Below are 23,542 nucleotides of genomic sequence, written 5' to 3'. Positions count from 1 at the left end.
CGGGGCGCTGCGCTATTGCTCGACGGAGCGGAGAACCCAGGTGCTGCGCCCAGGTACGTTGTAGACGGCGCCCGCCAGAATTGTTGCCGGCGCGGGACCGTCCCAGCTTGTCAGGGCGACCTCCCACTCCGCGGGAAAATGCTCCCTCGGCGTTTGGTGCACTACGTCATGGGAGGAGGCGTTCAAGACGATGAGGAAGTCGTTTTCTGGTTCATTCCGGCGGGTCCGCGCGCCCTTGCCGTTCAGGTAGCAGGCGAGGGACTTTCCCCAGGACTGGTCCCACTGCTGTCCCGTCCGGGGTGTTCCGTCGGCGTTGAGCCACAAAATGTCAGGCAGCGGGAGGCCCTCTGCCGGGGCCACCGGCCTGCCGTCGAAGTAGGTGCGGCGCCGGAACACGGGGTAGTCCCGGCGCAGCCCGGCGACCTTGGAGGTGAAGGCAATCATGTCCTCGTCGGCGGAAGCCCAGTCGATCCACGAGATCTCGTTGTCCTGGCAGTAGGCGTTGTTGTTCCCTGCCTGGGTGTGGCCCAGTTCGTCGCCGTGGCGCAGCATCGGGACCCCCTGGGCGAGGATGCAGGTGATCATGAGGTTGCGCATCTGGCGTGCGCGGAGGGCAGTGACGTCCGGGTCCGTGGTGGGCCCCTCGATGCCGCAGTTCCAGGAACGGTTGTTGGACTCGCCGTCGCGGTCGTTCTCGCCGTTGGCCGTGTTGTGCTTGTGGTCGTAGGAGACGAGGTCCCGCAGCGTGAAGCCGTCGTGGACGGTCACAAAGTTCACGGACGCGCTCGGTTGGCGGCCGTCGTCCTGGTAAAGGTCGGCGGAGCCGGTGAGCCGCTTTGCCAGCTCGGCCGTGAGGCCCGGTTGGCCGCGCCAGAAGTCGCGGACGACGTCCCGGAATTTGCCGTTCCACTCCGCCCACCGCGGGGGGAAGTTGCCGAGCTGGTAGCCTTCGGGGCCGAGGTCCCACGGTTCGGCGATGAGCTTCACCCCGTCAAGCACCGGGTCGGAGTCAATCATCCCGAAGAACGCGGAGAGCATGTCAACCCGGTCCGAGGCACGGGCCAGCGCAGGGGCGAGATCGAAGCGGAAACCGTCGACGTGCATCTCCTCCACCCAATAGTGCAGCGAATCCATCACCAGGCGCAGGACCGTGGGCGATCCTACGTTCAGGGTGTTGCCGGTGCCCGTGTAGTCCTGGTAGTGGGCCTCGTCGCCGGGGACCAGGTGGTAGTAGGCGGCGTTGTCGATTCCGCGGAAGCACAGGTTGGGTCCGTCGGCTCCGCCTTCGCCGGAGTGGTTGTAGACGACGTCGAGGATCACCTCGATGCCGGCCTGATGGAGGGCCTTGACCATGTCTTTGAACTCGGTAACCTGCCCGCCGGGCATCAGCTTGGACCCTGCACCACGGACCGTCCCATCCTTCCCGGATGCCGCAGAGTAGGCGTTGTGGGGTGCAAAGTATCCGATGGGGTTGTAGCCCCAGTAGTTGGACCGGCCTTCGCGGGGTTCCTCGGTGATGAACTGTTGGACCGGAAGGAGTTCCACCGCGGTCACGCCGATCCGTTTGAGGTGCGCGATGACGGACGGATGCGCCAACCCGGCATAGGTTCCGCGCTCGGCGGCGGGAACGTCCGGGTGCAGCCTGGTCATGCCCTTGACGTGGGCCTCGTAGATGACCGTCCGGTTCAGGGCAGTAGCGGGCCGGGTGTCCGTCCCCCAGTCGTAGGCGGGGTCGACAACAACGGACACGAAGGTATGGTCCCGGTTGTCCGCCCGGTCCGGCTGGGACGGGTCATTGGGGTCGAAGGCATACAGCTCGGGACCCCAGCAGAGCCGGCCGTCGATGGCCCTGGCGTAAGGGTCCAACAGGAACTTCTGCGGATTGTGGCGCAGTCCCCGGGCCGGGTCCCAGGTCCCCTCGACGCGGTAGCCGTAACGCTGGCCCGCAACGACCCCCGGCATATACGCAGTCCAAAGCCCGTCCTGTACGGACATCGGGTGGCGGGTCTCGACACCGAAGTCATCCACCAGGCACAAGTCCACCGAGGCCGCCGAGGTGGAGAACAGTGCGAAGTCCGCGCCCTCTACCGTCAATGTCGCGCCCAGGGCAGCGGTGGGGCGTTGAATATCCGGGAGGGCTTCCACGGCGCCATGATACTCATCGAAGGTAAACGACAGGGGTGCTACAGCCCGGGCTTGGGGGCGTATGGGGCTAACATCAAATCCCCTGTCGCCAAGGGCAGCAGAGTGTCCCGGTTATGACCCTGTGTCCGCGGAATTTGTTGACGCCGGTTCACGACCGGGCGACACTGGAACGGTGAGCGAAGCTGAAAAAGAAACCACTGTCCGCGCCGTAGTCGACCGGCTGTCAGCCCGTTTTCCGGAGGCCCCCCAACCGCACATCGCCGGTATCGTCGGCGAAGAATACGACTCCCTGGCTGACGGACGCATCAGGAGCTTCATACCCACCCTGGTTGAGCACGAAGCGAGGTCCCGGCTCCAACGCGAATACACCTTCGAGCCCTCCAACAGCCACTCCTAGGCCGCGGGCCCGCCTCGGCCCGGCAGGGGCTGAAGACCGGGGTTCAGCGGTCCCAGGCCCTGAGACGGCGCAGCAGGCTGCGCTTCTTCTGCGTGTGGTCCTTCATCCGGCCCAGAATGTCCGCGAGCATGCTGATGGCTTCATTGATGAACGGGCCCTTGTTGAGCATGACGCATTCGGCGCGCTGGGCCATCGCGGCGTCGGTCACCTCCGCCCGGGACGGGAAACCGGTCCGCGCCAGGGTGTCCAGGACCTGGGTGGCCCAGATGACCGGGACGTGCGCGGCTTCGCAGAGCCAGAGAATTTCCTCCTGGACTTCCGCCAGCCGTTCGAAGCCGGCCTCCACGGCGAGGTCACCGCGGGCGATCATGACGCCCACGTCGGCCCACTTCATCAGTTCCAGGAGGATTTCGGGCAGCGCTTCAAACGCGGCCACGGTCTCGATCTTGAGCATGATGTCAAGGTTCCGGTCCTGCTCGGCGTCCAGGTGGGCCAGGAGGTCGCGGACGTCGGACTCGCTGCGGACAAAGGACATGCTGACGATGTCGGCCAGGACCTTGACGTGTTCGAGGTCGGCGAGGTCCTGATCCGTCAGTGCCGGGACCCTGAGCCGGGTGTCGGGGAGGTTGATGCCTTTTTCGGACCTCAGCCGTGAGCCGTTGGGGGCGGCGGAGACAATCTCAGCGCTCAGTTCTCCGGCCCCGACCCCGGTGATGACCCCGCCGATCTTGCCGTCGTCGAACCAGATCCTTTCCCCGGGCTTCACGTCCGTGAAGACGCCGGGGAGGGTGCAGCCGATCCGGTGGGTGCCCACGGTATGGCTGTCTGCGGGAGCGAGGTCACTGCTGAGGATGATGGTGTCCCCGCGCCGGATCATCAGGCTCTGTTCCAGAGCAGGAAGCTCGCCCACAAGGGTGAATGGCCCTGTGTGGCGGTGGGGTTTCTTTCCGGGCGGGGCTGCAGGGGCGGCCGTCAGCCTCGTTCCCGGGATCACGTAACTGGTGTCGTGAAGAACCGCCAGGCACCCGTCCGGGCCTGCATGCTCGACGGCGAGGGTGCGGCGGGCTCCGCGGGCGTCTTCGAAGCTGACACTCTGGCCCTCCCGCAGGGCTGCCGCCCAGTTCTCGTCCTGGACGGGAATCACAGGAAGGGCAGGGCCCGTCTCGGGCGGGTTTCCCAGCCACACGCGGGCCGGGGCGGTCACTGTGCCGGTTTCGTTCCGGACCGGCCTGACCTTCAGGACGCGGGGGCCCGGGCGGATGGGGCCCGTGCGCAGCTTGGGCCCGCCCAGATCCATGGAGACCAGGCAGCGCCTGCCGGTGGAATCTTCTGCGGCGCGGATGTTGCCGATCATCTGCCGCCAGGTCCCAGGGGTATCGTGCGCGCAGTTGATGCGGGCAAGGTCCATGCCTTTTTCGATCATGCCGCGGACAATGCCGGGGTCCGTGGCGGCTTCGCCGGGCAGCGTGACCATGATCCTCGTGCTGCGTTCCTCCGGCTCGGGACCGAGCAGGTTCACTGCGTTCCGGGCGAGCAGTTCTTCACCGTCGACAGGGTCCGCCGCCGGGTCCTGCGGCCCGTCCGCCGAGACCAGCCGTGCCAACGTCCGGGCCACGGTGTCAACACTGGGCAGTACCCTCGATTCGGTGCGGCCGAGCGAGGAGAGCCCGTGCTTCGCCAGTCCGGACTGGAGCTCACGGATGTCGTGGCGGCGCAGCTCCGTGTAGTGGATGAGGTTCCGGGCGCTGTCCCGGTGGCGGGGCAGCACGGCCTCGATCCTGGCACCGTGCCGTGTTTCGGCGTACCGGAGCGCGCGCCGGAGCCGGTTCACGTCCTCCAGCAGGGCACGCAGCTCCTGGATCTCAGCTTCCGTCACGATGGTCCTCTCCAGCCCCGGTTTCGGGCACAGTAAGAGCGGAACAAACCCTGGTGGCACGGCCCGCCGCCGGGCACGATCCCGCCCCGGCGACGATACCTGGCCCGAATGTCCCTCTGGTGAATCCGGGACAAGCACCCGGTGACTATTTCCGCCGGAGCGGCCTGGGCGGTGATTCCTGCCATAGGGTCACGAACCGGGCGCGGGCCTCGGCTCCGCGGTGCTGCTCCAGTGCGTGGAGCCGCCCGAAGGTGAATCCGGTTCCCCCACCGCCCTCCCCGGGCCCTGTGGCGAGCGACCGCAATTTTTCCCTGATCACGACACTGTCCTGATGATCGCCCAGAATGGTCTGAACTTCTTCCGCGGTGCGCGCCAGCCTGGCGGCCTGCTTTCCAAAAATCGGGACGGCCGCCTCAGCCGCGTACCGAAGACGTTTTGCGCTCTTCCGGATCTCGTGCAGCGTGGCATTGGCAGAATCATCATCGGAGACGCCCTCGAGGTTCCTCACCGCCCCCTTCAGGCGCTTCCGTTCGGCATTGACCAGCCGGCCCACCGTCCCCTCGGCCTTCTTGTGGGCCGGTCCGGCCAGCGGAGGGGCCGCCACGAAGCCATCGAGTTCATCCAGAAGCCGGAAATACCGCTCGCTTCCCATGGCAGCCAATCCGTCGGCGAGGGCAGCCTCATAGGCGGCCCCGAGCTGGTCCTCGACGCGCTCTTTCACCGGCCCCATGACCAGCTCCGGGGGTTCGGCGCCAATCAGCTCATTCAGCTGGGTCCGCATGACCTCAAGGTCCCGGGCCGTACCGACTGTCCCTGCGAGCCATTGAAGTTCTTCCCGCAGGAGCTGGGCGGTCCCCTTGTCGGTCAATGGGCGGAAGCTTGCCAGCACGGACCGCATCCGGCGTGCGGCTACCCGGAGCTGGTGGACCGCATCCGGGGCTCCCTCCCGGACCCCGGGGTCATGGATTTTCAGGGCCTCGACCTGCTCGTGAAGATAGGAAAGAAACACCGCTGAGGCCGGCCCCTTACGCCGCGGGCGAGGCATTGGGGGCGTGGCAGCCGGATACCTGGTGCCAAGGGCGCGGGCCAGCTTGGACGGAAGCACCGCCGGCCGGTGACCCAACAAGGCAAACACGGTTTCGGCGGCATCCAGGACCTCCCGGTGACCGTCGACCAGTTCGACCTCCCACTCCCGCCAGGCAGCACTTTCGGCCGGTTCCAGCAGCATCCGGGACTCCACCCGGTCATCACTGAATTCCGCCAGAACAGTTCCGTCGGCTGCGATCAGGGGAATCGCTGTGCGACGGGTTTTCAGGTGCGCGACCGGCATCAGCTCCTGGTCCCTGACATGAACCAGCACCAACGCCTTCAGCCGGGGCGGCACAGTGTCCGGGTCCTCGTTCAACGGCTCCGTGATTTCGCGCCGTTCGCCCTCGGCCCCAGGCAGCTTCAGATGCCACCCGGCGTCCTTACCCCCGGTGCGCCGGCGCAACGTGACCCGCCGGGACGCCAGCGCCAACGCCGACGTGTCGAAGTACACGGCATCAAGTTTTTGATCCACAGTCGTCCCGACGCTGTCCACCCCGACGATGGAAGTGAAAGCCGGCAACTCGTCCGATTCGCCGACGTCGAATTTTCGTTCCACTTCCAACTTCTCAGTCACGGCCATGCCTTAATCCTAGGGCGGGCAGGTTCCCTCGGTCCGTGCCTAAAGTCCCGTCAAACACGATCGAAGCCGCCCGCGGGGCATCCTGTGTCCGCACACTCAGCACCATCGAGTATGCCCGTACCCCATCGAAGCGGCCAGACCCCGAACCGGGCAACTCGTGGTGGAGTCCCCACCATACGAGGTTCTCAGATGACCGGCCGGGGTCTTCCACGCTTTTCCCTCTAACCATTCTGGACGGTCCGGTCGCTACCCGGTCAGGCGAGACTCGGACGGCTCGAAAGGATGAAGTCCACCGCCGCACGCCCGGTCATCCGCAGTCCGGGCCGAACGTAGCGACAGTCGATGCAACGCCGTTCGTCAAGACCCAAAGCGGACATCGCCGCCCAGAATTCCTCGGAGGGCTTGGGACGCAGATAGTGAAGGACGCACCAACTGACATATACCCCATACATCGCATCTTCCGTCAGCCCGCGGTCCCCCTCGACGTCTGCGGCAATGCAGTCCGAGATAAAACATGAAAAAACCCTGGACCCCATGTTTGTTCGCTTCCATTTTCTTGACTCGACAGACCATTCGGAGATTTGCGCAAATCCGCAAGATGTATCACATACCGCTCCGGCGTCAGCCGGTCCTCCGGGCACGGCTCCTCATGTTCCACATCCCAATCAGGCGCGTTGAGGCGCTCCAAGCTTCCGGTCAGGATCCGTACCCAGTGCACTCATGTCAGCATCGGTCCAAGCCACGAAGACGTAGAACGGATTTGAGTTCCACGGCGCCTCCAGAGCGTGCACGTCCACAGTTCTGCCGCCGACCTGAGGTACTGGTATAACCCGCCGTCGAGTGTGAACGCTGGCATGCGGCCAGCGTAGCCAATAGAGCTGAACGCAATGAGAACGTTGGGGGAACTCAAGCAAACCCGGGTGTGAGCCCGAAGGGAATCAGCGCAGACGCTCAATCATCCTAGGGAAAAGTGGCGCAAAGGCTGTGGCGGGGCTGGGTGAAGCGCCGTGCGGTGAGGCCTCCGCCCTGTGCAGCTGCCGCCGCACGTCGTGGGCGACGAATTTGGGATGTTCCCCCGGCAACAGATTCTGCCACCGAGCCAACTGGGAAGGGGGTCATCGGCTTGCCGGGTTTGGTCCCTGCGGAGCAAATCGTGACGGTTCCGTTTACGAGCCGCTCATGAGTGCGGGGGTACCAGCATCTCCTTCCTCGGAATCCTGGTGCCAGCGCCCTTCATGTCACGGAGGTCACCTTCTTTGCAGGCGACCGCCGCGAATGAAGCTGGCCGATAGCCTTGGTACATGAAATCGTTCGAGGTGGAGACCCTGATTCTTGCGGGGGCCGGCACGGTGTGGGGCATAATCACTGACGCGGGAAACTACGCTGTCTGGGCTTCCGGGATCACCGAAATCAAGGGCGAGTTGAGCCACGGCGAACGGGTAAAGGTTCGGATGCGGGCCGGCGGCAAGCGCACATTCCATCTGCGGATCTCTCTGGTTCCCGGCAAATGCATGAGTTTGTCAGGCGGCCTGCCGGCGGGACTGCTCAAGGTCGTGCGCACCTTCACGCTTACGGACTACACCGGGATGACCCTTCTGAGGGTTTCCGATACGGCCAGCGGCCCGCTCAGTGGCCTGGTCGGAAAAACTATGCCCGGTAACCACGTTGCCCTGACCGAGTTTCTGGACGCGGTCAAATTCCGGGCCGAACTGCTCAGTTTTCACTTCGAAGGCGGAGTCCTTCCCGGCCCGCCGAAGGCCGCCCCTCCGAGTGACGGGACCTGAGGACCTGAGGCCCCCAAATTCGCCTGGACCCCGGTCTGGCCAACTCGGAACCGTCAGCACAGCGGGTAGTCCCACCCAGCGGCATCTGCCGGGGTCTTCCCCCTTGCGTCGCACTCAGCGTGTTTGTTGAATGTTCATGGCAGCACAGTAAGTCCAGCCGATGAAATATTATGCCTTGGTCCGACACGGTTTCACCGTTCTGGACGACGATTACGACGACCCTCTGCTATCGCCCCCACGGGACGCCAGTCGACACCTGGCGGAGGCTACGCCTATGAGATATGAATGACCCGCGAGCAGTACGAGCTGGAACAGCGTCTGCTGCAGATCGAGCTGCTGAAGCTCCAAAAGTTGGGAGCGCCTCCCGGACAGTCTGCGTCGGGGGTTTCCGGCCAGGACCGGCCCCTCAGGTCCTGTGGCGGTTCCGTAACTTTGGCGGGCGCTTCACTGGACAGCCACCCGATAAACCCGATTCTTGGCCACACTGGTCTTGTGACAACTCACCGCCCGCAACTGGCCCGCGCTGCTGCCGCCGCCCCGCCGCGCACCTTGATTCAAATTCTCCAGGAAACAGCCCACCGGTTTCCTGACGCGTCGGCGCTCGATGACGGGCGGACCTCTCTCAGTTATGCCGAGCTTCTCCTTGAAGTGAAGGCCTATGGCCGGGACCTCCATCAGGCCGGGATCGGCGCGGGCGACAAGGTCGGCGTGCGGATCCCCTCCGGTACAAACGAGCTCTACGTTGCGATCCTGGCCATCCTGCATGTGGGCGCCGCTTATGTTCCGGTCGACGCCGATGACCCTGACGAGCGGGCACGCTTGGTCTTTGCTGAGGCCGGGGTCGCCGGGATCCTGCGTGCCGATGAAATCATCACCTCCCCGGACCGGATGCGGCCCTTCCAAGCTCCGCGTGAGGCGACACCGGCCGATGACGCGTGGGTGATATTCACCTCTGGATCCACCGGCACCCCGAAAGGTGTGGCAGTCACGCATCGCTCCGCTGCAGCGTTCGTGGACGCCGAAGCGCGCATGTTCCTGTCGGCAGAGCCGTTGAATACCTCGGACCGGGTCCTGGCAGGGCTGTCCGTGGCGTTCGATGCTTCGTGTGAGGAAATGTGGCTGGCCTGGCGCAACGGAGCCTGCCTGGTCCCGGCGCCGCGGTCTCTGGTCCGGACCGGAATGGATTTGGGTCCGTGGCTGATCACCAATGGCATCACTGTGGTCTCCACCGTCCCCACACTCGCGGGGCTCTGGCCGGCCGAGTCCCTTGAAGCCGTCCGGTTGCTGATCTTCGGCGGCGAGGCCTGCCCGGCGGAACTCGCCGCTCGGCTCGCCGTGGATGACCGTGAGCTCTGGAATACCTATGGGCCTACAGAGGCCACCGTAGTGGCCTGCGCTGCACGCATGGACGGCAAGGGCCCCGTGCGGATCGGCCTGCCCCTGGATGGCTGGGACCTGGCCGTCGTTGACCCGGCGGGGATCCCCGTGGCGGAGGGCGTGATCGGCGAACTCATTATCGGTGGTGTGGGCCTGGCAAAATACCTGGACCCCTCAAAGGACGCGGAGAAGTACGCGCCCATGGACACGCTCGGCTGGGAACGGGCCTATCGCAGCGGCGACCTGGTCCGCTTCGAAAGCGAAGGCCTGATCTTTGTCGGTCGCGCTGATGAACAGGTCAAACTCGGCGGCCGCCGCATCGAACTGGGCGAAATCGACGCCGCCCTCCAGTCCCTGCCGGGCATCCACGGAGCGGCCGCTGCCGTCCAAACCACGGCCGCAGGCAACCAAATCCTCGTCGGCTACCTCGTGCCCGCACCCAATACGGCACCGGACCTATCCGCCGCCCGCGGCCTGCTGTCCGCCCGGCTGCCCGCGGCCCTGGTCCTTATGCTGACCACCGTTGATTCCCTGCCGGTCAAGACCAGCGGCAAGGTCGACCGGAATGCCCTGCCCTGGCCAATTGCCGCCGTACCGACCGGGGTGCCTGGCCCGGGCCTCGAAATGGACCTGGACGACAGGTCCAGGTGGATCGTGGAGCAATGGGCCGCTGTCCTGGGGGCTGCCCCGGAAGGCCTGGACGCGGACTTCTTCGCCCACGGCGGCGGCAGCCTGGCCGCCGCCCGTCTGGTCTCCGCCCTGCGCGTGCTACCCGACGATCACCGTCGCGGACGTCTACGCCCGCCCGCGGCTCGGGGCACTCGTGGAACTGGCGCGCCTGTCCGCCCCGGACGGCGGCAGCGAGGCAGCCGCCGCGACAGAACGCGCGGTGAAGCCGACCGCCCTGAAGTCCCAAACCTTCCAGCTCCTGGCAGGGATCCCGTTGCAGCTGCTGGTGTCCATGCGGTGGCTAACCTACCTGATGGCCTTGAACAACATCGTTGCCACCGCAGGCGTTCTCCGCGGAGCCCCGACCGTGTCCTGGTGGTGGGTACTGGCCTCCTGGGCTGTGTTCGTTAGCCCGTGGGGAAGGATGGCTGTCTCCGCGGCAGCGGCCCGGCTGCTGCTGCGCGGCGTCACCCCGGGCAGCTACCCGCGCTCCGGGAAGGTGCACCTGCGTCTGTGGCTCGCCGAACAGATCTCCGACCTCTCGGGCGCCGTCAGCCTGGCCGGGGCGCCCTGGATCCCCTACTACGCGCGTGCCCTTGGGGCGAGGATCGGCAAGGACGTGGACCTGCATTCCGTCCCGCCCGTCACAGGAATGCTGAGCCTGGGCCCCGGATGCTCCATCGAACCCGAAGTGGACCTGTCCGGATGGTGGATCGACGGCGATCTGGTACACATCGGACACATCCGGGTCGGACCCGGCGCCACCGTGGGTTCACGCAGCACCCTGATGCCCGGCACGAGGATCGGCGCAGGAGCCGAAATCGCCCCGGGCTCGGCGGTCCTGGGGAAAGTCAAAGCCAACCAGCGGTTCGCCGGCTCGCCGGCACAACGACTCGGCAAAGCAAAGCAGGACTGGCCCGCCGCGCCGCCGGCGAAACCCGGCGCGTGGATGTGGTTTCCCGGCTATGCCCTGGCCTCCGCGCTGCTGGCCACCATCCCCTATGTATCGGCGGCTGCAGGAGCCCTGGTGGTGGTCTGGGCCATCCGCGGTCAGGACTCACTCTCATCCTCGTGGCCAGTGCTGCTCTGGGCGGTCCCGGCAGCGGCGGTCACCTGGTTCCTCTCCAACATGATCCTGATCGCCGCCATCGTCAGGCTGCTGGGCCTTGGCCTGAGCCCGGGCCACTACCGGGTCCGCAGCCTCATCGGCTGGCGGGTCTGGGCCACCGAACGCGTGCTGGACATCGCCCGGGACCTTCTCTTTCCGCTTTACGCCAGCCTCTTCACCCCGGTCTGGCTGCGGCTCCTTGGCGCCACCGTGGGCAACAACGTGGAAGCGTCCACCGTACTATTGCTGCCGTCGATGACAACTGTCGGAGACGGGGCGTTTCTTGCCGATGACACCATGATCGCCTCGTACGAACTCGGCGGCGGCTGGATGAAGATCGGGCCGGCCAAGATCGGAAAACGGGCGTTCCTAGGCAATTCCGGCATGACCGGGGCCGGGCGCAGCGTCCCGAAAAACTCGCTCGTCGCGGTCCTGTCCGCGACACCGGCGAAGGCCAAGTCCGGGACATCCTGGCTGGGCAGCCCCCCGGTCCGGCTGCGCCGGGCACGAATGGACATGGACCAGAGCCTGACATTCGACCCGCCGCTGCGGCTGAAGGTGTACAGGTCCTGCTGGGAGCTCGGCCGGGGCATTCCGGTCATCCTCACGGCCGCCATCGCCGCGGGCGTGCTGGCCGTCCTGGATCTCCTGGCCACGCGCGCCGGCTACCTCGTCGCGGCACTGCTGGGAACCGTAGTGGTCCTGGGCGCCGGGGCCGTGGCCGCCGGAAGCTCCGTTGCGGCAAAATGGTTGCTGGTGGGACGGATCCGCGCCGGGGAACACCCGCTGTGGAGTTCATTCATCTGGCGCAACGAGGTCGTGGACACCTTCATCGAAATGGTCACAGCTCCCTGGTTCGCCCGAGCCGCGGCCGGTACCCCGGCCCTGGTGTGGTGGCTGCGGGCACTCGGCGCCCACATCGGCGCCGGGACCTGGTGCGAAAGCTACTGGCTCCCGGAAGCGGACCTCGTCACTTTAGGCCCGAATTCAACCGTCAACCGCGGCTGCGTGGTCCAGACTCATCTCTTCCATGACCGGGTAATGAGCATCGACACTGTCACCCTCGATGCCGGGGCGACCATGGGTCCGCATGGCGTCATCCTCCCAGCTGCCCGGATCGGGGCCGGCGGCACCGTCGGGCCTGCGTCCCTGGTCATGCGCGGGGAGACCGTCCCCGCGGGCAGTTACTGGATCGGTAACCCCGTCAGCCCCTGGACCGACCCCCGCGGAGCCCAGCCCGAACTTGTGTGAGGGTGAATGCTGACCAGATCGGGGCGGTCCAGCTTGGGCGATCAGGCTCAAAGCTGGCCATTCTTGAATATGGCCGTTTGGTCCGGGACCGGTGTGGCGGCTTGACCCGGCCCCACGGACTCACCGTCTCTTACGACGTTCTGAGTTTCTATTGGAAGATGAAGACGATTTTGGGGGTCCGAGAAGGCAGGTGCGTGGAGCTGAGTGCCAATATCCGCTGAAACCTCCGCACATGGTGGGTACCCGCGGACTGTGGTCAGGAAGGATCCGCGCCGTCAGCCTCCACCAACGGCCGGAATTTTCGGGCCGGATCGTCCCACCCGGTCCAGTCCCGGAGACGGAGCGTTGATTGGTGATTAGCCCGGGGCATCGGCACCGGCAAGTGCAGCCGTCAGCGCCTCGACGCTGGTGATCGTCGGTCCCTGGGCGCCGTTCGGCCAGACCAGACGCACCTTGTACTGGCATCTGTCATCGGTGTACACGACCTTGCCTCTGAACTGCAGCCCGTTCACCGTGAAGTCGATCTGGTATTTGGCCCGCCGGGTGAAGCCTTCCAGGGTGCACTCCAGATTCCTGACCGTGACCTCGGGGAGCTCCAGGATGCCCATCTGGTCGCACCATTTTCTGAGTGCCCCCGGCACGAGCAGACTTGTCTTCTCAAGGTAGCGGGCCAGTTCGGAGTCCCTGCGTCTCTGAGCTTCTGCGTCCGAAAGCCGGCGCTCCCAACGCTCCCGTCCGGCGTTGTTCTGCGACCCCATCGGCGCCACATCCTCCCGGTCCATCATGGTTTTACTCCCCCGCGGACGCGACGGTCAATGGGACACCCGTGACGGGTTTGCCAAGGCCTGTTTCAGGGTTGAGCGAAAGAAATTCACTACTCGGGATGGACTGACAAGCTCGCGGCGGTATTCGGCGGCGCAAACCCAGTATCGGGCCCCTACTTTTCATACTCAGCCCCCGAGCCAACAGGGGTAGTAGCCGCTATCGCGCCCGCTGACTCCCCTCTGCTCGGACTCGTGGCAGCCATCGCCCCCATCATCTGCAGCGGTAACTCGGTCGTTCTGGTCGCCGACAAAGACACGCCCAACATCGCCATTCTCTTCGCCGAAACCCTGGCAACCAGCGACCTGCCAAACGGCGTGGTCAACATTCTCACAGGACAAGCCGCGGAAATCATGCCGTACTTGGCCTCGCACGCCGACGTCAACGCCCTCGACCTATCCGCGGCCAGCCAGGAACTCCGCATTTCTCTGACAGAAGCCGCTTCGGGAACCGTCAAGAGGGTCTACTCCCCACGGGGCGAACCCAACCTCCGGGCGGCGCCGGGAACTGCCCGAATCCGCGCGTTCATGGAAATCAAGACCATCTGGCACCCTGTCGGGGCCGTATCCCTTACCGCTGGAGGAAGCTACTAACAAGCAGAGCACCAACTCAAGGGCAGATGGCGGTACTCGCGCCCACTGCCGGTAGCACCCTGCAAAACAGCCTGAGTTTGATTGCGACGTGGACACGCCCAGAAGGGTGGCAGGGCCAAGATGGCTTCGCCACCCTCTCGGTGCTTCTGTCCCGTAACCAGAACACCGAGTGGGACCCTACGCGCTTCGACACCGCTCCAGATCCTGACCCTTGCAGCCATAGCCTGCATGGCGGGCCCGACTGTCAGTTTCCGAAGTCGTCCGCGCTGAATCATGCGGAAGTGCGGGGGCGGTGGGGGCGACTCAATGTTCTCGATGAACTCTCAGACCGATTAAGCGGGCCAAACGCCGGCGGTGCCGATGGGACTTGACGCGAGGATTTGGCCGATCTGCTCATCGCCGATCGCAGCGCGCTTGGCGTCGGAGAAGGCGAGCTGGGCGCCTCGCACCCATGCATTCCGGTGAGAGCTATCGATGGTGCCGTCTTCGGCGAGGCCTGGAAGAGTATGCCAGTTGTGAAGAACGCCGAAAGACAGATGAGCAATGCTTTCTCCTGGGCCGTGAGCGACCGTTTGGGTCAGCCTTCCGCGGCGCTCTACCGCGCCGGGAACGGAACCAAGCGTCTAGTAAGCATGATCAACGCCCTATTCCGTGGCGATGACGAACTGGCCCGGCTCAGCGAGCTCATGATCGGCTCCGGATCGGTCGCCATGTCATGCCGTTCCCTCCGCATTCCTGCATGAACAGGTATCAGAGCAGAAATTCCGGACCAGCCACAACCCAAGGTCGATCAAAGAAATAGTCAGCAAATCATGTTGCAGGCGGCCCTAGCCACCATGAAGTACTGAACGCAAAACCCAACGAAAGGACGAACGAGGATGAACTCCCAGCAGAGACCCCGCGGGGCGGTACCCGGTCCGCCGTAGGCAGCCGCTCCCCCAGACAACCAAATAGTCTTTCCGGGACCCCAAACACCCGGAGCAATCAGATCAGAGGTAAGAGTGTGCACAATGTGCACACGAAAAACACCGAAAAAGGCCCCTGACCTGCGGAAACACTGTGCCCGAGGTGGGACTCGAACCCACACACCTTTCGATACCGCATTTTGAGTGCGGCGCGTCTGCCATTCCGCCACTCGGGCGCGGAGTACACCGGTGTCACAATCGCCCGGCCACAGTGCTGTGAGCAACGCGATCGCTTCCAGTGCGCGAAATTACTCTACATGCAGATAGGCTGAATTCCAGAATCGCGCCAGTGACGCCGCATCGAACCCAACCCGGTCCCAGTACACCAGCGGTGACAACCTAAGATGGTGTAGTCCCGCCGTACCTTTCCAAGGAGTTCCCGTGTCAGAACAGACGGAGTCAAACCCCACGTCCAAGCCGGCGCGCCGCGTGGTCGTGGCCGAGGATGAGACCCTCATCCGGCTCGACATCATCGAGATCCTCCGGGGCGAAGGCTACGACGTCGTCGGCGAAGCAGACAACGGCGAGAAGGCCGTGCAGCTCGCCGAAGAACTGAAGCCGGACCTCGTCCTGATGGACGTCAAAATGCCCGTCATGGACGGCATCACCGCCGCCGAAAAGATCGTCAAGGCCCGGATAGCCCCCGTGGTCCTGCTGACCGCATTCAGCCAGAAGGAACTCGTAGAACGCGCCCGCGACGCCGGCGCCATGGCCTACGTGGTCAAGCCCTTCACCCCGGCGGACCTGATCCCCGCCCTGGAGATCGCCCTGTCCCGCCATGAGGAAATCAAGGCCCTCGAAAGCGAAGTGACCGACCTGCAGGAGCAGTTCGCCACCCGCAAGCTCGTGGAGCGCGCCAAGAGCCTGCTGACCACCAAGATGGGGCTGACCGAGCCGGAGGCGTTCCGCTGGATCCAGAAGACCTCCATGGACCGCCGCCTGAGCATGCGCGAGGTTGCCGAGACCATCATCAACCAGGTCAACTAGCCGGGCTCCGGTAACACGGCAACCCAGCAACACAGACCAAAAGGGAGGGTCCCCCCCAATTGGCGGGGCACCGCCGTTTTGGGTGAAGCTGCGGGACTAGACTTTGCCGTTCCGCTTCTTCTTTTCCGGCCACGGGCCGAGCTTGTCCTTGGTGACTTCGACTTCGCCGTGGCTGCCGGCGTCGGCAAGGTCGCCCACGCGGTGGACCTTCAGCATGTTCGTGGAACCGGCTTTTCCGGGAGGCGAACCGGCGGCGATGACCACCATGTCGCCGTCCTCGACGAGGTCCATGTTCAGCAGGCTGCGGTCAACCTGCGCGGTCATCGCGTCGGTGTGGCCCACCATCGGGACCAGGACCGGCTGGATGCCCCAGGTCAGCGCGAGCTGGTTCCAGACATGCTCCACGGGGGTGAAGGCGAAGACCGGCCGGGTCGGACGCAGCCGCGACAGGCGCCGTGCGGAGTCGCCGGACTGGGTAAAGGCACAAATGTACTTGGCATCCAGCTGGTCGGCGATTTCGACGGCGGCACGGGTGATGGCGCCGCCCCGGGTCTTGGGCTTGGTGCCCAGCGGGGGGACGCGCTCCAGGCCGTGGACCTCGGTGGATTCGATGATCCGGGCCATGGTCTTGACGGTTTCGATCGGGAACTTGCCCACGCTGGTCTCGCCGGAGAGCATGACCGCATCGGCGCCGTCGAGCACGGCGTTGGCGCAGTCGGAGGCCTCGGCGCGGGTCGGACGCGGGTTGTCGATCATGGACTCAAGTACCTGGGTTGCCACAATGACGGGCTTGGCCCAGCGGCGTGCCAGTTCGACGGCGCGCTTCTGCACGATCGGCACTTCCTCGAGGGGAAGTTCCACGCCGAGGTCGCCACGGGCCACCATGATGGCATCGAACGCGTCGATGATCTCGGGCAGCTGCTCGACGGCCTGCGGCTTCTCGATCTTGGCGATCACCGGCACGCGGCGGCCTTCTTCGTCCATGATCTCGTGGACGCGCTTGATGTCCGAGGCGTCGCGGACGAAGGACAGTGCCACCATGTCCACACCGCGGCGCATGGCCCAGCGCAGATCGTCCTCGTCCTTTTCGCTCAGCGCGGGAACGTTGACGGCAACGCCGGGCAGGTTGATGCCCTTGTTGTTCGAGACCCACCCTCCGACAATGACCTGGGCAACGACCTTGACCGCGTCGACGTCGATCGCGCGGAGCGCGACCTTGCCGTCATCGATCAGCAGGGCGTCGCCGGGGTTGACGTCCTCGGTGAGGCTCTTGAGCGTCGTGGAGCAGATGTCCTTGGTGCCCGGGACGTCCTCGGTGGTGATGGTGAACGTGTCACCGACGGCCAGCAGGTGCGGCCCGTCCACGAACCGGCCGAGGCGGATCTTCGGCCCCTGGAGGTCGGCCATGATGGCAACGGCCTTGTGGAGCTGCCCGGCTGCCTTGCGGACGTTCTCATACGTGGTGTCGTGGACGGCGTAGTCGCCGTGGCTCATGTTCATGCGGGCCACGTCGACGCCGGCTTCCAGCACGGCGAGAGTGTTCTCAAAACTCGCGATTGCCGGTCCGAACGTGGCCACTATTTTAGCGCGTCTCATATACCTACCCTAGTAGTCGATTGCATGGATGAAGTTGTTGGCGGAATGTGACCGTAGCCAGCCGCCGGTGGAGCAACTGCGGCCTAGAGGACGGCCATGGCCCGGTCGGTCGGGGCCACGGGAGCCGGAAGGATGGTGCTGCCCATCAGGAACCTGTCCACCGCGGCGGCGCAGGCGCGCCCCTCCGCGATGGCCCAGACGATGAGGGACTGGCCGCGTCCGGCGTCTCCGGCGACGAAGATGCCTTCCGTGTTGGTCATGTAGTACCCGTCGCGGGCCACGTTGCCGCGGCCGTCGAACTCGGCGCTGACCTGCTCGTTGATCCCTGCCGGCTCCGGGCCGGTGAACCCCAGCGAGAGGAACACCAGATCGGCCGGGATGATCCGCTCGGTGCCGGCCTTCGGGAGGCGCCTGCCGTCGACGAATTCGGTCTCGGCCACCTTCACACCGGTGAGTTTGCCGTTCTCGCCGACGAACTCCACGGTGGAGGCGAGGTAGGTGCGTTCGCCGCCTTCCTCGTGGGCGCTGGCGACCTCGAACAGGGTGGGGAACGTCGGCCACGGCTGGTGGCCGGCGCGCTCCGCCGGCGGCTGCTTGCCGATCGCCAGGGTGGTGACGGACGCGGCCTGGTGCCGGTGCGCGGTGCCGAGGCAGTCCGCGCCGGTGTCGCCGCCGCCGAGGATGACCACGTGCTTACCGGCGGCGCTGATCTGGTCCTCCACCGTCTCCCCCGCCACCACACGGTTGGCAGGGACAAGGTAGTCCATCGCGAAGTGCACGCCCTCGAGCTCGCGGCCAGGGATCGGCAGGTCACGCGGGACGGTGGCGCCCGTGGCGATAACGACGGCGTCGTACCGGCGGCGCAGCTGCTCCCAGGTCACGTCGGTGCCGACGGCGACGCCGGTCCGGAAGCGGGTGCCTTCGGCCTTCATCTGCTCCAGACGGCGGTCGACGTGCTCTTTTTCCATCTTGAAGTCCGGAATGCCGTACCGCAGCAGGCCACCGATTTTGTCGTCGCGCTCGTAGACGGCGACGGTGTGGCCCACGCGGGTCAGCTGCTGCGCGACGGCCAGCCCGGCCGGGCCGGAGCCGACGACGGCGACAGTCTTGCCGCTGAGGCGGGCCGGCGGCAGCGGGTTGACCCAGCCGTTCTCGAAGGCCTGGTCCACGATGGAGACCTCGACCTGCTTGATGGTCACAGCGGGCTGGTTGATGCCCAGCACGCAGGACGCCTCGCAGGGGGCCGGGCAGAGCCGCCCGGTGAATTCGGGGAAGTTATTGGTGGCGTGCAGCCGCTCCATCGCTTCCTCGCCCTTGTCCCGCCAGATGAGGTCATTCCACTCCGGAATGAGGTTCCCCAGCGGGCAGCCCTGATGGCAGAACGGCACGCCGCAGTCCATGCAGCGGCCGGCCTGGGCCTTCAGGACGCCCTTCTCCTGCGCCTCATAGACTTCCTTCCAGTCCATGATGCGGACCGGAACGGGACGGCGGGGCTGGGTTTCGCGCTGACGTACTTTCAGAAATCCGCGTGGATCAGCCACCGGTCACCTCCAGGATTCGAGACCAAACTTCTTCGCCATCGGGGTCAAGGCCCTCTTCGATGGCGTCAAGACGGGTTTGCAGTACGGCCGCATAGTCGCGCGGCAGCACCTTGGTTGTGCGGGCTGCGGTGTCGTCGAAGTTCTCCAGCAGCCGGGCCGCGAGCAGCGACTCGGTCTCCTCGAAGTGCTTCCGGAGCAGTCCATGGACAATCTCGCGGTCCTCGGCGTCGAGCTCGCGAAGCTGCAGCTCGCCTGACTCCAGGGCCTGCTTGTTCACGCGTTCGGCCTGCAGGTCCAGCACGTAGGCCGTGCCGCCGGACATGCCGGCACCGAAGTTGCGGCCGGTGCGGCCGATGATCAGCGTCTGACCGCCAGTCATGTACTCGCAGCCGTGGTCGCCGATTCCCTCGACCACCGCGGTGGCGCCGGAGTTGCGGACCATAAAGCGTTCGCCGACCTGGCCGCGGAGGTACATCTCGCCGCTCGTGGCGCCGTAGCCGATCACGTTTCCGGCAATCACGTTGCGTTCGGCCGGGAACACATTGGTGCGGTCCGGCCGGACGATGATGCGCCCGCCGGAAAGCCCCTTGCCAACGTAGTCGTTCGAGTCACCAAACATCCGCAGCGTGATGCCGGCCGGCAGGAACGCACCTAGCGACTGGCCGGCAGTGCCGGTCAGCGTGATGTCGATAGTGTCGGTGGCCAGCACGTCCGTGCTGAAGGTCTTGGTCACCACGTGGCCCAGCATCGTGCCGACGGAGCGGTCCGTGTTGATCACGTCGACGGCGATCTTGACCGGGGTGCGGTCGCTCAGGGCCTCAGCGGCCATCACGATCAGGCGCTGGTCGAAGTGCTTGTCCAGCTCGTGGTTCTGGCCGGTGAGGTTCCGCAGGGGTGCGTCGTCGTCGAATTCGAGTCCGTGCAGGATCGGGTCCAGGTCCAGCCCTTCGGCTTTCCAGTGGTTGATCGCCTCACGGGTGTCGAGCATTTCGGCGTGGCCGATCGCTTCCTGGATGCTCCGGAAGCCCAGCTCGGCCAGGATCTCGCGGACTTCCTCGGCGAGGAATTCGAAGAAGTTGACCACGAATTCCGGCTTGCCGGTGAAGCGGGAGCGAAGCTCCGGGTTCTGTGTCGCGACGCCCACCGGGCAGGTGTCCAGGTGGCAGACGCGCATCATGATGCAGCCGGAAACCACCAGCGGTGCGGTGGCGAAACCGAACTCCTCGCCGCCGAGCAGCGCGGCGATCACGACGTCGCGGCCGGTCTTGAGCTGGCCGTCCACCTGCACCACCACGCGGTCGCGCAGGCCGTTGAGCATCAGTGTCTGCTGGGTCTCGGCGAGACCGAGTTCCCACGGCACCCCGGCATGCTTGAGCGAGTTCAGCGGCGAGGCGCCGGTACCGCCGTCGTGCCCGGAAACCAGTACGACGTCGGCCTTGGCCTTCGTGACGCCGGCGGCGACCGTGCCGATCCCGACCTCCGAGACCAACTTGACGTGTACCCGGGCCGAAGGGTTGGCCCGCTTCGCGTCGTAGATCAGCTGGGCGAGGTCCTCGATCGAATAAATGTCGTGGTGCGGGGGCGGGGAGATAAGCCCGACGCCGGGCGTCGAGTGCCGTGTCCGGGCCACCCAGGGGTAGACCTTCTGCGCCATCAGCTGGCCGCCTTCGCCGGGCTTGGCGCCCTGGGCCATCTTGATCTGGATGTCGTCGGCGTTGGTCAGGTAGAGGCTGGTCACGCCGAAGCGGCCGGAGGCGATCTGCTTGACCGCGGAGCGGCGCGTCGGGTCCAGCAGCCGGTCGACGTCCTCGCCGCCTTCGCCGGTGTTGGACTTGCCGCCCAGCCGGTTCATGGCGATCGCGAGGGTTTCGTGGGCCTCCTGGGAGATGGAGCCGTAGCTCATCGCGCCGGTGGAGAACCGCTTGACGATGCTGGAGACGGACTCCACTTCCTCGAGCGGGACCGCGGGGCGCAGCCCGGCCTTGAACTTCAGGAGCCCGCGCAGGGTCATCAGGTTCTCGGACTGGTCGTCCACGCCGCGGGTGTAAGCCTTGAAGATGTCGTAGCGGCGCTCACGCGTGGCGTGCTGCAGCCGGAACACGGTCTCCGGGTTGAACAGGTGGGGCTCACCGTCGCGGCGCCACTGGTACTCCCCGCCGCCAAGCAGCGCCTGGTGGGGCTGCTCGATGCCGTTCTCGGGGTACGCCATCCGGTGGCGTGCCGCGACCTCGGCCGCGATGACGTCGAGGCCGACGCCGCCGAGCTGGGAGTGCGTGCCGGAGAAGTACTCGTCCACCAGGTCCTGGCCGAGGCCCAGGGCCTCGAAGGTCTGGGCCCCGGTGTAGGAGGCCACGGTGGAGATGCCCATCTTGGACATGATCTTCAGGACGCCCTTGCCGAGGCCCTTGATCAGGTTGTAGACGCCGTCCTGCGCGGTGACCCCGACGACGTCCCCGGTGGTGATCAGCTGCTCCACCGATTCCATCGCCAGGTACGGGTTCACGGCGGAGGCTCCGTAGCCGATCAGCACGGCCACGTGGTGGGTCTCGCGGACGTCGCCGGCCTCCACCACGAGGGCGGTCTTGGTGCGGTTGGCGCTGCGCAGCAGGTGGTGGTGCACGGCGCTGACCAGCAGCAGGGACGGAATGGGTGCCCACTGGGCATTGGAGTCACGGTCCGAGAGCACGACGTACTGCACACCGCGGTTGATGGCGCCGGAGACCTGCTCGCAGATTTCGGTCAGCCGGGCGCGCAGCGCATTTTCGCCGCCTTCGGGGCGGTAGAGGCCGCGGACCTTCATGGCGACCTTGTCGCCGTCGGCGTTCTCGATGTTCGCGATCTTGGCGAGCTGGTCATTGTTGATCACCGGGAACGGCAGCGCAACCTGCGGCTGGCGGACCTGCTTGGTGTCCAGCAGGTTGCCGTTGGGGCCGATCGCGCACGTCAGCGAGGTGACGAGTTCCTCGCGGATGGCGTCCAGCGGCGGGTTGGTGACCTGCGCGAAGGACTGCACGAAGTAGTCGAAGAGCAGCCGGGGCCGCTTGGACAGCACGGCCACGGGGGTGTCCGAGCCCATGGCTCCGAGCGGCTCGGCACCGGTGCGGGACATCGGGCCGAGCAGGATCTTCAGTTCCTCGGTGGTGTAGCCGAAGGTGCGCTGGCGGATGTTGACCGAGGCCGCGGTGTGCACCACGTGCTCGCGCTCGGGCAGGTCCTTCAGGTCGATCAGGTTTTCCTTGACCCAGTCGGCCCAGGGGTTGGCTGCGGCCACCTCGGCTTTGACCTCGGCGTCGCTGATGATCCGGCCGGCGTCGGTGTCCACGAGGAACATCTTGCCGGGTGAGACGCGGCCCTTCTTGACCACCTTGGATGGTTCGACGTCGATCACGCCAACCTCGGAGGCGAAGATGATCAGGCCGTCCTCGGTGATCCAGAACCGGCCGGGGCGCAGCCCGTTGCGGTCCAGGGTGGCGCCGACGAGGTTGCCGTCGGTGAAGGACACCGCGGCGGGGCCGTCCCACGGTTCCATAAGCATGGAGTGGTACTCGTAGAAGGCGCGGCGGGCCGGATCCATCGTGGCGTGGTTTTCCCAGGCCTCCGGGATCATCATCATGATCGAGTGCGTGATCGGCCGGCCGGAGAGCCAGAGCAGTTCCGCGACCTCGTCGAAGGAGGCCGAGTCGGAAGCGCCCGGGGTGCAGATCGGGTACAGCTCCTCCGGTGAATCCCCCAGCAGCGGGTTGGCCAGCTGCGACTGGCGGGCACGCATCCAGTTGCGGTTTCCCTTGACCGTGTTGATTTCGCCGTTGTGGGCGATGGTCCGGAACGGCTGGGCCAGCGGCCAGGACGGGAAGGTGTTGGTGGAGAAGCGCGAGTGGACGATCGCAAGCTTGGTCTTGAAGCGCTTGTCCGAGAGGTCCGGGTAGAACGGCTCAAGCTGGGCCGTGGTGAGCATGCCCTTGTAGACGATGGTCCGGCAGGACAGCGACGGGAAGTACACGCCGAATTTGTTCTGCGCCCGCTTCCGGATGCGCCAGGCACGCGAGTCGAGCTCGTTGCGCTCCAGCACTTCCCCGGCGCTGGAGGCAAAGAACGGCTGGGAGAAGTAGGGCATGCACGCCCGGGCCATCGCCCCGACGAGGTCGGCCACGATCGGCACTTCGCGCCAGCCGAGGACGGTGAGGCCCTCGTCGGCGGCGAGGCCTTCGATTCCGGCCTTCGCGGCGTCGGATTCGCGCTTCTCGGCCGGGAGGAACGCCGTGCCCACCGCGAACTGTCCGGGTGCCGGAAGTTCGAAGTCGGTCACTGCGCGGAAGAATTCGTCCGGGACCTGCATCAGCAGTCCGGCGCCGTCTCCGGTGCCCTCGTCGGCGCCCACCGCACCGCGGTGCTCGAGGTTGCGCAGGGCCGTCAGGGCGGCGTCAACGATGTCGTAACCCGGCTCCCCCCGCAGCGTGGCGATGATGGCGAGTCCGCAGGCGTCCTTCTCCTGCTCGGGGTTGTAGAGCCCGGCCGCTTCGGGAAGCGCCGCGAAGCGCTTGAAAGGTGACATCGCGGCCTGCTGAGGCTCGGACCAACTGGGGCTGTGCAGGGTTTGGGTCATGGGAGACGTCCTTCCTCCTGATCGTGCGTATGGGAGGGACAACATTGGCCCGCATCGGTGCGCCGGTGTGATGGGCACAACAAAGTTTTTTCTTATTCGAATTGTAGGTCAGCGCCGCGTCCTGCACTAACAGTTACGCAACCGCCTGCCCGGAATTGC

Annotated in this window: 12 protein-coding genes, 1 tRNA gene and 1 pseudogene; 6 read left to right on the top strand and 8 right to left on the bottom strand. The window is 65.7% G+C overall.

The window, feature by feature from the left end:
• Positions 1-12 precede the first annotated feature (12 nt).
• Entirely contained in the window at positions 13-2,145 is a 2,133-nt protein-coding gene (gene glgX / locus QCD75_RS04935; protein WP_301226278.1) for a glycogen debranching protein GlgX, read from the bottom strand.
• 172 nt (positions 2,146-2,317) lie between these two features.
• Between glgX and QCD75_RS04930 the strand changes: the two genes are divergently transcribed.
• The gene (locus QCD75_RS04930; RefSeq protein WP_301226276.1) at positions 2,318-2,542 is read left to right on the top strand and encodes a three-helix bundle dimerization domain-containing protein; all 225 of its coding nucleotides are present in this window, start codon (positions 2,318-2,320) and stop codon (positions 2,540-2,542) included.
• Positions 2,543-2,585: 43 nt separating this feature from the next.
• Here the strand turns inward: QCD75_RS04930 and QCD75_RS04925 are convergent, their stop codons facing one another.
• Both QCD75_RS04925 and QCD75_RS04920 read right to left on the bottom strand, forming a co-directional pair.
• The gene (locus QCD75_RS04925; RefSeq protein ID WP_301226274.1) at positions 2,586-4,418 is read right to left on the bottom strand and encodes a pyruvate kinase; all 1,833 of its coding nucleotides are present in this window, start codon (positions 4,416-4,418) and stop codon (positions 2,586-2,588) included.
• 145 nt (positions 4,419-4,563) lie between these two features.
• Complete coding sequence (locus QCD75_RS04920; protein ID WP_301226272.1) at positions 4,564-6,081, bottom strand: CYTH and CHAD domain-containing protein; 1,518 nt, start codon at positions 6,079-6,081, stop codon at positions 4,564-4,566.
• 1,307 nt (positions 6,082-7,388) lie between these two features.
• Between QCD75_RS04920 and QCD75_RS04915 the strand changes: the two genes are divergently transcribed.
• Complete coding sequence (locus QCD75_RS04915) at positions 7,389-7,871, top strand: SRPBCC family protein (RefSeq protein WP_301226270.1); 483 nt, start codon at positions 7,389-7,391, stop codon at positions 7,869-7,871.
• Positions 7,872-8,363: 492 nt separating this feature from the next.
• Positions 8,364-12,276 (top strand): annotated as a pseudogene (locus QCD75_RS04910) (Pls/PosA family non-ribosomal peptide synthetase).
• A 356-nt stretch (positions 12,277-12,632) separates the two neighbouring features.
• On the opposite strand, the gene QCD75_RS04905 reads toward QCD75_RS04910, so the two are convergent.
• Entirely contained in the window at positions 12,633-13,061 is a 429-nt protein-coding gene (locus QCD75_RS04905; RefSeq protein ID WP_301226268.1) for a hypothetical protein, read from the bottom strand.
• Positions 13,062-13,145: 84 nt separating this feature from the next.
• Here QCD75_RS04905 and QCD75_RS04900 point away from each other — a divergent pair, with 84 nt between their 5' ends.
• Both QCD75_RS04900 and QCD75_RS04895 read left to right on the top strand, forming a co-directional pair.
• Positions 13,146-13,691: an aldehyde dehydrogenase family protein gene (locus tag QCD75_RS04900; protein WP_301226488.1), complete on the top strand. Its 546-nt coding sequence runs from the start codon at positions 13,146-13,148 to the stop codon at positions 13,689-13,691.
• Positions 13,692-14,071: 380 nt separating this feature from the next.
• A complete protein-coding gene (locus QCD75_RS04895; RefSeq protein ID WP_301226266.1) occupies positions 14,072-14,434 on the top strand; it encodes a hypothetical protein in 363 nt (120 codons plus the stop codon).
• A gap of 317 nt (positions 14,435-14,751) precedes the next feature.
• On the opposite strand, the gene QCD75_RS04890 is transcribed toward QCD75_RS04895, so the two are convergent.
• Positions 14,752-14,832, bottom strand: a tRNA-Leu gene (locus QCD75_RS04890).
• Positions 14,833-15,037: 205 nt separating this feature from the next.
• Here QCD75_RS04890 and QCD75_RS04885 point away from each other — a divergent pair.
• On the top strand, positions 15,038-15,643 hold the full coding sequence (locus QCD75_RS04885) for an ANTAR domain-containing response regulator (RefSeq protein ID WP_301226264.1): 606 nt from the start codon (positions 15,038-15,040) through the stop codon (positions 15,641-15,643).
• A 96-nt stretch (positions 15,644-15,739) separates the two neighbouring features.
• Here the strand turns inward: QCD75_RS04885 and pyk are convergent, their stop codons facing one another.
• The 3 genes from pyk to gltB all read right to left on the bottom strand — a co-directional run bounded on the left by pyk (position 15,740) and on the right by gltB (position 23,383).
• A complete protein-coding gene (gene pyk, locus QCD75_RS04880; protein WP_301226262.1) occupies positions 15,740-17,239 on the bottom strand; it encodes a pyruvate kinase in 1,500 nt (499 codons plus the stop codon).
• Between the two features lie 83 nt (positions 17,240-17,322).
• Positions 17,323-18,780: a glutamate synthase subunit beta gene (locus tag QCD75_RS04875; RefSeq protein WP_301226260.1), complete on the bottom strand. Its 1,458-nt coding sequence runs from the start codon at positions 18,778-18,780 to the stop codon at positions 17,323-17,325.
• A complete protein-coding gene (gene gltB / locus QCD75_RS04870; RefSeq protein WP_301226258.1) occupies positions 18,773-23,383 on the bottom strand; it encodes a glutamate synthase large subunit in 4,611 nt (1,536 codons plus the stop codon). The genes QCD75_RS04875 and gltB overlap by 8 nt, the downstream gene beginning before the upstream one ends.
• Positions 23,384-23,542 lie beyond the last annotated feature (159 nt).

Source organism: Arthrobacter sp. PsM3, assembly GCF_030433895.1.
In the GTDB taxonomy this organism is placed as follows: domain Bacteria; phylum Actinomycetota; class Actinomycetes; order Actinomycetales; family Micrococcaceae; genus Arthrobacter.
This window is presented reverse-complemented; position numbering and strand designations above follow the sequence as displayed.

Bases quoted from the DNA above. Each gene is read 5' to 3' on its own strand.
- QCD75_RS04905 (WP_301226268.1), bottom strand. From the start codon at position 13,061: ATGATGGACCGGGAGGATGTGGCGCCGATGGGGTCGCAGAACAACGCC.
- QCD75_RS04915 (WP_301226270.1), top strand. From the start codon at position 7,389: ATGAAATCGTTCGAGGTGGAGACCCTGATTCTTGCGGGGGCCGGCACG.
- gltB (WP_301226258.1), bottom strand. From the start codon at position 23,383: ATGACCCAAACCCTGCACAGCCCCAGTTGGTCCGAGCCTCAGCAGGCC.
- pyk (WP_301226262.1), bottom strand. From the start codon at position 17,239: ATGAGACGCGCTAAAATAGTGGCCACGTTCGGACCGGCAATCGCGAGT.